Annotated in this window: 11 protein-coding genes; 10 read left to right on the top strand and 1 reads right to left on the bottom strand. The window is 58.1% G+C overall.

Features of this window, described 5'->3' with window-relative positions; all coding sequences use genetic code 11:
- The first annotated feature begins 198 nt into the window (after nt 1-198).
- The 6 genes from AB1772_12730 (at nt 199) to uvrC (ending at nt 6,203) form a co-directional block, all read left to right on the top strand.
- Nucleotides 199-879, top strand: a complete 681-nt coding sequence (locus AB1772_12730) for a hypothetical protein (GenBank protein ID MEW5797206.1) — start codon at nt 199-201, stop codon at nt 877-879.
- Nucleotides 880-1,276: 397 nt separating this feature from the next.
- Nucleotides 1,277-2,038 carry an isoprenyl transferase gene (locus tag AB1772_12725; GenBank protein MEW5797205.1) on the top strand — a complete coding sequence of 254 codons (762 nt, stop codon included), beginning with the start codon at nt 1,277-1,279 and terminating at the stop codon, nt 2,036-2,038.
- Nucleotides 2,035-2,904, top strand: coding sequence for a phosphatidate cytidylyltransferase (locus AB1772_12720; protein MEW5797204.1), 870 nt, complete (start codon nt 2,035-2,037; stop codon nt 2,902-2,904). The genes AB1772_12725 and AB1772_12720 overlap by 4 nt, the downstream gene beginning before the upstream one ends.
- Nucleotides 2,901-3,812 carry a UbiA family prenyltransferase gene (locus tag AB1772_12715; GenBank protein MEW5797203.1) on the top strand — a complete coding sequence of 304 codons (912 nt, stop codon included), beginning with the start codon at nt 2,901-2,903 and terminating at the stop codon, nt 3,810-3,812. The genes AB1772_12720 and AB1772_12715 overlap by 4 nt, the downstream gene beginning before the upstream one ends.
- Before the next feature lie 8 nt (nt 3,813-3,820).
- A complete protein-coding gene (locus AB1772_12710) occupies nt 3,821-4,342 on the top strand; it encodes a C40 family peptidase (GenBank protein ID MEW5797202.1) in 522 nt (173 codons plus the stop codon).
- A gap of 16 nt (nt 4,343-4,358) precedes the next feature.
- Nucleotides 4,359-6,203, top strand: coding sequence for an excinuclease ABC subunit UvrC (uvrC, locus tag AB1772_12705; GenBank protein MEW5797201.1), 1,845 nt, complete (start codon nt 4,359-4,361; stop codon nt 6,201-6,203).
- 76 nt (nt 6,204-6,279) lie between these two features.
- Here uvrC and AB1772_12700 read toward each other — a convergent pair whose 3' ends face one another.
- Nucleotides 6,280-6,756 (bottom strand): transposase, encoded by a 477-nt coding sequence (locus AB1772_12700; GenBank protein MEW5797200.1) that lies wholly within the window; start codon nt 6,754-6,756, stop codon nt 6,280-6,282.
- Between the two features lie 260 nt (nt 6,757-7,016).
- Here AB1772_12700 and xseA point away from each other — a divergent pair, with 260 nt between their 5' ends.
- The 4 genes from xseA to AB1772_12680 all read left to right on the top strand — a co-directional run.
- Nucleotides 7,017-8,228 carry an exodeoxyribonuclease VII large subunit gene (gene xseA, locus AB1772_12695; GenBank protein MEW5797199.1) on the top strand — a complete coding sequence of 404 codons (1,212 nt, stop codon included), beginning with the start codon at nt 7,017-7,019 and terminating at the stop codon, nt 8,226-8,228.
- Between the two features lie 8 nt (nt 8,229-8,236).
- Nucleotides 8,237-8,476, top strand: coding sequence for an exodeoxyribonuclease VII small subunit (gene xseB / locus AB1772_12690; protein ID MEW5797198.1), 240 nt, complete (start codon nt 8,237-8,239; stop codon nt 8,474-8,476).
- Between the two features lie 2 nt (nt 8,477-8,478).
- Entirely contained in the window at nt 8,479-9,366 is an 888-nt protein-coding gene (locus tag AB1772_12685; protein MEW5797197.1) for a polyprenyl synthetase family protein, read from the top strand.
- A gap of 13 nt (nt 9,367-9,379) precedes the next feature.
- Nucleotides 9,380-9,560, top strand: a 181-nt coding sequence (locus tag AB1772_12680) for a 1-deoxy-D-xylulose-5-phosphate synthase N-terminal domain-containing protein (protein MEW5797196.1), incomplete at its 3' end; no start/stop codon positions are given.

The following is a 9,560-nucleotide window of genomic DNA, read 5'->3' as shown; positions in this document are numbered from 1 at the left end:
GGGATCCGGCCGTTATCATTCGGCGGGGGTTGGCGTTAAGGAAATCCCTGACTTTCATCCCATACTCTCCATCTGCTGCGCTCCGGGCTGCCGTTCAGAGTCGAATTGTTTCTTGGAGTCGGCCGCCCGAACGGCTATCTTTCCGTATAGGCAAAACGCCCGTGAGCCTGTAACGCACATTATGGACCTGATAAGTTTATGTCAAGTCTAAAGCGCCCACCGGTGTGGCTTGGGCTTGTTCTGATTGTCTCGGCAGCCTGGGCGCTCGATCCTGAGATCGACCCGGTGCTGCGCTATTACTGGGAGCATGCCAGAGACGCGGTGCCCCGATTCGACCCCAACGTTCGCGGCGTATCCTACGAGTTCACGGCCAAGACCTACCGACACACCGTGGCCAAGGACGGCTTTATCCGCAAGACCGACTCCATCACCCAGAACTACTTCTATTCGGATGGCACGCTGGATTCGATCCGGACTGTGCGAGGAGTCGCCAAGCGTTTCAAAAACCTGGACCTGTCAGCTCCGGCTGTCTTTCAAAAGGAATACTGCCTGAACCTCTTTCCCAATGATACCGGCGGCCCCAGGCTGGCGATAGGGATGTGGTCGGACTCGCTGTCGGAGCGACAGCCCGAAGGTTTGATCGTGATCGATAGGTACCAGTACTTCCCCTACTCACTCTATCTTTACTTCCCTGACCGGAGCGGCTTTAGTCGTTTCACGCGCTCGTTTCGATTCTCGGTTGTCGACGGCTATGTCTTTCCGGATTCGGTATGGGAGGTAGCCACCCGGCTGGGGATATTCTTTCCGGAGAGCTACCGGCTCGAGACCGGCATTACCGACATCCGGGTCACTAAAATGGCCGAATCAACTCGACCGTAGAGCTAGTGCCGCAACAACCAATATTTGCTAAATCCGTGCGCGGCAGACGTCCTGAGGCTGTCTCATAAGCTGGAAAAGTTGCGGCAGGCCCTCTGTAGCGCTCGTCGAAAGACGGACGCGGACGGAGACCTCCGCCGTAATTCTCCTATCTCCAATGGCGTCAGGTCACCGCCCTATTACTCCCGGTCCCCGGGAGTGGCGGGCTAAGGGCCTGACGCAACTCAAACCAAAACTTTTGGGACAGCCTCTCCTGGTCTGCCCGTGTATCGAAGTAGGTTCTGATAGAGGCAGACCGGGAGGTCTGCCGCCCACGATCTGGGAGACACAAGTGGGGATGGCACTAGCTTGGCCTAATCAGACTTGCCCCTCAGTGGGCGGGGGCTTAGCTTGGAGTATAATGTCGACCGATCTCAGACAGCTCGAGTCCGATATTCGCCGCAAGCCGGAGCGTCTGCCGCAGCATGTGGCGATAATCATGGACGGCAACGGCCGCTGGGCGGCGCTTCGCCACAAGCCTCGGACCTACGGCCACGAGGCCGGGGTGCGCGCGGTCAAGGAGGTGGTTCGCGCCACCGCCGAATTGGGGATCAAATACCTGACGCTCTATACGTTTTCCGTGGAGAACTGGAAGCGACCCAAACTTGAAGTCAGCGCGCTTATGTCGCTTTTGACTCGCACCACTATCAGCGAACTCGATGAGCTCAACAAGAACAACGTCAAGCTGGTGGTGACCGGTAGAATCAACGGTCTGCCCAAGGAGCGCCGCGAAGTCATTCAGGACGCTGTCGAAAAGACCCGCCGCAACACCGGGCTGGTGCTCAACCTGGCGCTCAACTACGGCGGCCGGACGGAGATACTCGACGCGGTCAAGGCGATTGTCGAGGCGGCCAGGGGGGGAATGATCGACGTGGCCGATATTGACGAGGAGTTGTTTTCAGGATTCCTCTACACCGCCGACATACCGGACCCGGATCTGCTCATTCGGACATCGGGCGAGCGGCGCATATCCAATTTTCTTCTGTGGCAGACCAGCTATACGGAGCTGTACATAATCGACACCCTTTGGCCCGATTTCGGTCGCAAGGAACTCTACGACGCCATAATCGACTATCAACACCGGGAGCGCCGGTTCGGTAAGGTGATCGGAGAGGGTGAATGAGCCGGAACCTCAATGCCCGCATAGCGGTCGCCGCGGTGGCTATTCCGGCTATTCTCTGGATCAGTTACCGGGGAGGACTGTGGCTGTTCGGGATGGTTTCGCTGTTCGCCATGATCGGAATACTCGAGTATCTTTGGGCCGAAGGATGGCGTCCCCACCACCTGCTCTTCTGGGCGGCGGTGATTACCGTAGCCGGGGTATTGTTCTTCATGTGCCAGGGCGGGGCGATTGCCGATCACCTCGATCCCACCAGTTGGTACGCCTCGGTGGTGGGGGTCTTCCTGCCGGTGTTCTTTGCAATTACGGCGCTCTACTCGTCTGTTGGACGCCGCTCCCCGAAGACTATGTTTGAGTCACACACCCGGCTGGTATGGGGTGTGTGCTATATCGCGTTTCTCTATCCCCTCGTGTATTTGCTGGGCGAAACAGGTTCCGGTATGGGGGAGGGGGTGCCGTCGGGGGGCGACAGCCTCCTGTTTCTATTTGCCGTGCTCTGGGTGGGCGACACCGCCGCCATGTGGGTCGGCAAAACCTGGGGCAGACGCAAACTCGCTCCGACCGTCTCTCCAAATAAGACGGTTGAAGGATTTTTCGGAGGCCTGCTCGGAGCGCTCGCTGTCGGTGTGCTGATGATCTTCTGGAGACTTTCCGGCGTGCCATGGCAGCATGTCCTTGTGCTTGCCCTCGGATGTTCGTTTTTCGGGCAGATCGGCGACCTGGCGGAATCGTTATGGAAACGCTCGCTGGGGGTTAAAGACTCATCGGCAATAATCCCTGGTCACGGTGGCGTGCTCGATCGGTTTGATTCATTGTTGTTCGCGGCTCCGTTTATGTACTTCTATTTTCGTGTGATCGGGCTGACATGAGATGGCTTGACTGGTTTTTTGCGGCCCGGCCGCTTCTGCATCTGCCGATCTGGTCAGTCTATCTCGTATCGTTGCATTACCATCATGCCTTGTCCGGGGAAGAGTTCGGTTGGATCGATTTGGCCGTGCTGTTCGGCATGAGCCTGCTCTTCGCCGGCGCGGCTTATTTGAACCAGATCTACGATTTCGAGTCCGATCGGCTCAATCGCAAAGTCGGGTTTTTGCAGCGCGGTTTTCTCACCCAAAGACAACTCCTGGTCGGCTGTGCGATTGTCCTGACCTCGCCGGTGATTCTCGCGCCGCTCCGTTCCTGGCTGGCCCTGTTTATTGCCGCTCAGTTCCTCCTGCTGGCAATCGTCTATTCCGCACCGCCTTTGCGACTTAAAGATCGGCCGGTCGGAGGTCTTTTTGCCAACGCCTATGCTCACGGATTCTTGGTGCCGGCGGCGGTGATGCCGGAGATGGACCTTCACAACGCCGGTCTGCTCGGCTGGGACAACCCATTTTACTTCTTCTTTGCGGTTGGCGGTGTGTACGCCCTGACCACGATTCCCGACCGGGTCGGCGATGCCGCCACCGGCAAGGCTACAGTTGCGGTGATTCTTGGCCGGACCGGGGCGTTGGCGGTAGCTGTTGCGCTACTGATTCTCGCGGGAATCACCGCCTGGAATTCGAACCATCTGCTGCTTGTCGCGCTGGCCGCGGTGGCCCTGGTGCTGACTGTGATTGCGCTCATCGCGCGTTCGGAGGCGGTCGTTCGCATTGCGCCCAAAACGCCCCTGCTCCTCCTTACAGTTATTGCCGGCTACTGGTACCCAATATACCTGCTGATTGTTGTTGCCCTTCTGTGGGGCACGCGGGCATACTACAAGCGACGATTTGGCGTGGCGTATCCGGAGCCGGCATGAGATACGGTGTGGCTATAGCAATGATCGCGGTTACGGCTATACTTTCAGCCTGTCAACCGTATCCACGGTATCGCCCCGAAGCAGACTTCACTCCTCGGGAACAGCGATCTGCAGATCGCATCATGACCACCCGCGAGTATCTTCAGTTAGGCTCGATCCTTCAGCGCCAACTGGGCAAACCGTACGCTGGTCGCTCCAAGTGGGAGGCCGGACTCGACTGCAGCCAGTACACTAGCGACGTTTTCCGCCAGTTCAACGGCACGCAGCTTCCTCGGACAGCCGCCGAACAATATACCCAGGGAAGAGAGGTGGCGCGAAGCCGCCTTAAGTTCGGGGACCTCGTTTTCTTCCGCACCGAGCGCGATCGTATCTCGCATGTCGGCGTGTATATCGGGTTCAACCAGTTCATCCACGTGTCCACGTCGAGCGGTGTGATCATCAGCAATTTGAGCGAGAAGTACTGGGCGCGCTCTTACGTGGGCGCGCGGCGGATTCTGTTGCCCCCGGCGGATCGAACCGCCCAGCCTTGACTCTGTTCCAAACGGTATGACCGCGCGCAGCCCGGACCTTCAGCTCAAGCTGCAAAATCTCCCCGCCAACCCAGGGGTTTATCTCTTTCTCAATGCCAAGGGGAAGCCGATCTATATCGGCAAGGCCAAGAATCTGCGGAACCGGGTGCGCACCTATTTCCAGGCGTCCGGCCCGGCCGAGGATCGCACGCGCCGTATGGTATCGCAGGTGGCCGATCTTGATCTGATCGTAACGGAGAATGAGATTGAGTCGCTCATCCTCGAAGCCAACCTAGTGCACGAACATCACCCCCGCTACAATGTGCTGCTCAAGGACGATAAACATTTTCCGTATATAAAGATCACCAACGAACCGTTCCCGAGGGTGCTGGTTGTGCGCCGGTACGAGCGCGATAAGGCCACCTATTTCGGCCCGTATACATCGGCCAAAGGGATGCGTCGCACTCTTTCGTTTCTTACCAGCCTGTTCAAGATTCGCACCTGCAACTACCAGATTCCGCCGCCACCAGGTAAGGAACTAAAGGTCTGTCTGGATTATCATATCAAGCGCTGTCTCGGACCTTGTGAGGGATTACAGAGTCAGGAGAGTTACGCCGAGGCTATCCGCTCGGTCAAACTCGTACTTTCCGGCCACGGCGGCCAACTTGTAGACGAACTCTCGCAGAAGATGCAGACAGCATCGGCTGAACTCCGCTTTGAAGAAGCCCGGCTCCTTCGTGATCAGATCGACGCGCTCAAGAGTGTCATGTTCAAGCAGAATGTCGATGTAGGCGAGCTGGTCGATCGGGATCTGATCGCATTGGCCCGGGACGGAAGCGAAGGGGTCGCAGTGGTTTTGCAGATACGCGACGGGGTCCTGATCGGGCGGCAGGATTTTCGCCTACAGGCCGAGCCGGACGAAGAAGACGTGGTCGTTATGGAGACGTTCTTCAAGCAGTACTACAATCATCAGCCCAATCTGCCCGATGAAATCTGCCTGCCGTTCGATCTTCCGGAGATGAAACTACTGGAGAGCTGGCTCAAGCAGATGAAAGGTTCGAAAGTGCAGCTCATTACACCCAAGATTGGCGGGAAGGTGAAGCTGCTCGATCTGGCGGCCCGAAACGCGCGGCTACTGCTCGACGAAGTGTTGATTCAGAAACGCCAGTTCAAAGAGCGGACTTCCAAGATGGTGACGGCGCTCAAGGATGAACTGAAGCTCTCACGCTCGCCACGCCGCATGGCCTGTTTCGATATCTCCAACACCGGCGAGGCTGATTTTGTCGGCTCGTGCGCTTATTTCGACAATGGCAAACCGCTGAAAAGTCAGTACCGGCATTTCAAGATCAAGGGCGTAACCGGTCAGGATGATTTTGCCATGATGCGCGAGGTGATTGGCCGGTACTTTCTACGCATCCGCGAGGAACAACTCGATCCGCCCGATCTGGTCGTGATCGATGGCGGCAAGGGGCAGTTGTCATCGGCGCAGGCGGAAATGAAGTCACTCGGCTACGAAGACCAGCCGGTAATCTCTCTCGCGAAACGGCTGGAGGAAGTGTTCCTGCCTGACCTCGACGGCCCTGTCACCATTCCGCGTGGCTCTCCGGCGCTTCTGCTCTTGAAACGAATTCGCGATGAAGCTCACCGCTTTGCAATCACGTACAATCGCAAGGTCCGGGGAAAACGGACGATCAAGTCGCAGCTCGATGACATACCCGGTATTGGTCCGTCGCGCCGTGACGCTTTGTTGAAGCACTTTGGATCAGTCGCACGCATTCAATCAGCGGGCGTGGAGGAAATCGCAGGCGTGAAGGGGATTACGATGAAGCTGGCGGAGGTGATAAAGGAGAGGTTGGGTGACTCTCAGAGAGGGGAAGCGTGACGAGATTGTGACTTAGGTGCTGCCGGGCGACGTGCCTCGTAAGTGTCGTCGGGCGACCCTGCCCGACGGCTCCCCGTTACTGGAATCCAGTAGTCACCAAATCGTCGACCTCACCCCGTAGCCAGACCCCGGCTGACGAGTACCTGTATGCTTCGGGCTCGGTTGCCAGCCCGGCTCTGACTGGATTGTTGTGTATATACGTCAACTTAATCCTGAACTGCTCTTCACTGAACACCGCCACATCATCGAAACCAGCCATCCAGATCCCAGGCCGGTTCGGGAAGATCAGACACCATGACATCGACTTGATGTCACGCATAAACGGCGATAGCCCCAGCCCGCCGGTTTCAATCCCGACCAGCAAGTGGATGTGATTTGGCATGAGAACATATCCGTAGAGCCTCACGCTGTGGCGTCTGACGGCCTCGGCGATGATGTCCTTGAGTTTCTGAAGGCGATTTGGTGTATCGAAGGAGTTTTCGAATGCCTTTGTTGTAGTTGTAACGAAGAAGATGCGTTGGTCGCCGAGTTGGGATCTCCCGCGTGTAGGCATGTCCAAGTATGCAGGATACGAAGCTGAGTTGCGAGTGGTCGGCAGCCGCGGGGCAGGGTCGCCCCGCGGCACACTAATCGGGTCAGGTGAAGTCACGCGTAAGTGCCGTCGGGCGACCCTGTCCGACTGTATCTGATGTGTGCGCAGCCTTAACCGCGGGGCGGTGTCGCCCCGCGGCACAAGGGTGGCGATGCTCGCTACAGGCAGCCCACCCCACAAAATCATTGCCCCCCTCTCGCTAACCCACCTATCTTCCCCTCATGCCCGAGCAGCCCAAAGCCTACACAGTCACCGCCATAACGCGGATCATCAAGTCGTCCCTGGAGGAGCAATTCCAATCGATCTGGGTCGAAGGCGAAATCTCCAACTACCATTTGCATTCTTCCGGCCACCGGTATATCACGCTCAAAGACGAAAACGCGGTGCTCAAGGTAGTCATGTGGCGATCGGCCGGAATGTCGCTCCGGTTCGAGCCGGAGAACGGCCAGAAAGTGCTCGCTTTCGGCGATATCACCGTCTACGAAAAAGGCGGCCAGTACCAACTGCAATGTCGTAAGCTGATCCCGTCAGGAATCGGCGAACTGGAACTGGCTTTTCGTCAGTTGCACGAGAAACTCTCCGCCGAGGGTCTGTTCGACGAGTCCCGCAAAAAGCCATTACCCAGATTCCCGCAGCGAATCGGCGTCGTCACGTCGCCGACGGGCGCGGCCATTCGCGATATCATCCAGATCGCCCGCCGCCGGAATCCGTCGGTACAGTTGATTATCTATCCCTGCGCCGTACAAGGCGAGGGCGCCGAGAACGAAATCGCCGCCGGTATCGGATACTTCAACACCCGTACCGACATAGACCTGATAATCACCGGGCGCGGCGGCGGGTCGCTTGAAGACCTCTGGCCGTTCAACACCGAGGTCACAGTCCTCGCGGTTGCGGGATCACGAATCCCGGTGGTATCAGCGGTCGGCCACGAAATTGACATCACCCTGTCCGATTTGGCTGCCGACCTGCGCGCCCCGACTCCGTCAGCAGCGGCCGAACTGACGGTCTGGTCAAGGCGCGAATTCCTCGACGATCTCGACTTGCTGTTGGCGGCTCAAGCGGCCCAGCTCGCAACCATGGTTGAATACGCTCGGCAGCAGCTCCGTAATATCATGGGACGGCCGATCTTCCGTCGCCCCGAGGATGCTGTCAATCAGCGCCGCCAGGAGTTGGATGGGCTGGTCCGGCTGCTGGGGGCTGCCGGAAAAAACCTCTTTGAGCGGTTCCGAAACGGGCTATCTTTAGGTTTGTCCCGGCTGGAGGCGTTGTCACCGCTCAAGACCCTGGCGCGCGGCTATTCGGTGAGCCGTCGCGTAAGTGATCAAAAAGTCGTCCGGTCCCATGAGGACATCGGCGAAGGTGAGCGCATGGAGACGATAATCGCCGATGCGCGACTAATTTCGCTGGTGGAAACGGTCAGGAAGGGACAATAGGTGCAACTATGACGAGTCCGAAGAAATATAAGGACTATGAATCGGCCATGACGCGACTTGAAGAAATCACCGAGAAACTTGAGTCAGGCGACGTAAAGCTGGAAGAAGCGATCGGGCTTTACACTGAGGGGCTGGAGATCGCCCGATTCTGCAACGAGAAGCTGAACGAGGCCGATGCCAAGATCAAGATCATCGCGGAAAAAGACGGCCGACTCGAGGAAACCGATTTCGACGAAGGAGAGCAGTAGGTTTGCCGGCACTGACGAGTATTGATGGCCGCAGGTATTGCACGGTGGCCCGCGAGTTGACCGACCGCCTGCTTGATCGCTTCCTGCCGTCGAGTGACACCGAACCAAGAACGCTGCACGAGGCGATGCGCTATTCGGTGATGGCCGGCGGCAAGCGGCTTCGTCCGATTCTGGCGCTCGCCGCCTACGAGTACTGCGGCGGTAATCACGAGCGCGCTCCCGCCACTGTGCACAAGGCGATGGCGGCGCTCGAGATGGTTCACACATACTCGCTTATCCACGACGATCTCCCCTGCATGGATGACGACGATCTTCGCCGCGGACGTCCAACCTGTCACAAGAAATTCAGTGAAGCGGTCGCGACTCTTGCGGGCGACGCACTCCATGTGGTGGCGTTCGAACTGATGGCGCAGACCGGTTCCACCGAGGTGGTTGTCGAACTGGCGCGCTCGGGAGGCACAGCTGGCATGCTCGGCGGGCAGATGGCCGACATCGAGGCCGAAGGGCGGCGAGTAGACCGAAAGGAAATAGAGAGAATCCATCGCCTCAAGACCGCCGCCCTCATTCGCGGCTCGGTTCGGATCGGCGCCATGCTGGCAGGCGCGGAACGCAGTCTACTCGAGAGGCTGAGCGTATACGGTGAGAAGGTCGGCCTGGCCTTCCAGATTATCGATGATATTCTCGACATTGAGGGTGACCAGGAACTTCTGGGCAAGGAAGTTGGTTCGGACAGCCGCAATGCCAAGGCCACCTATCCCGGCGTAGTCGGTATGGAAGCATCTCGCCGCGACGCGGCTCGGCTGGTCGACGAGGCGCTCGCCTGTTTCGAGCCGGACGAGGATAACATTCTGATGTGGCTGGCCCGCTATATCGGCCAGAGGAACAACTGACACGAGCGCATCCGTGAAGCACCTCGACAAGATAAACTCACCGCTGGACATCAAGTCGCTCTCACAGAGCGAACTGATCGAACTGGCCGAAGAGGTGCGCCAGTCAATTATTGCCGCGGTCTCGGAGACCGGCGGCCATCTGGCATCGAGCCTTGGCGTGGTGGAGCTGACCGTGGCTCTGCACTACGTCTTTG

Source organism: Candidatus Zixiibacteriota bacterium (assembly GCA_040752815.1).
Classification (GTDB): domain Bacteria; phylum Zixibacteria; class MSB-5A5; order GN15; family FEB-12; genus JAGGTI01.
This window is presented reverse-complemented; position numbering and strand designations above follow the sequence as displayed.

Excerpts from the sequence above, each read along its gene's own strand:
- AB1772_12700 (MEW5797200.1), bottom strand. The coding sequence starts at position 6,756 with ATGCCTACACGCGGGAGATCCCAACTCGGCGACCAACGCATCTTCTTC.
- AB1772_12720 (MEW5797204.1), top strand. The coding sequence starts at position 2,035 with ATGAGCCGGAACCTCAATGCCCGCATAGCGGTCGCCGCGGTGGCTATT.
- uvrC (MEW5797201.1), top strand. The coding sequence starts at position 4,359 with ATGACCGCGCGCAGCCCGGACCTTCAGCTCAAGCTGCAAAATCTCCCC.
- AB1772_12730 (MEW5797206.1), top strand. The coding sequence starts at position 199 with ATGTCAAGTCTAAAGCGCCCACCGGTGTGGCTTGGGCTTGTTCTGATT.
- xseA (MEW5797199.1), top strand. The coding sequence starts at position 7,017 with ATGCCCGAGCAGCCCAAAGCCTACACAGTCACCGCCATAACGCGGATC.
- xseB (MEW5797198.1), top strand. The coding sequence starts at position 8,237 with ATGACGAGTCCGAAGAAATATAAGGACTATGAATCGGCCATGACGCGA.
- AB1772_12725 (MEW5797205.1), top strand. The coding sequence starts at position 1,277 with ATGTCGACCGATCTCAGACAGCTCGAGTCCGATATTCGCCGCAAGCCG.
- AB1772_12715 (MEW5797203.1), top strand. The coding sequence starts at position 2,901 with ATGAGATGGCTTGACTGGTTTTTTGCGGCCCGGCCGCTTCTGCATCTG.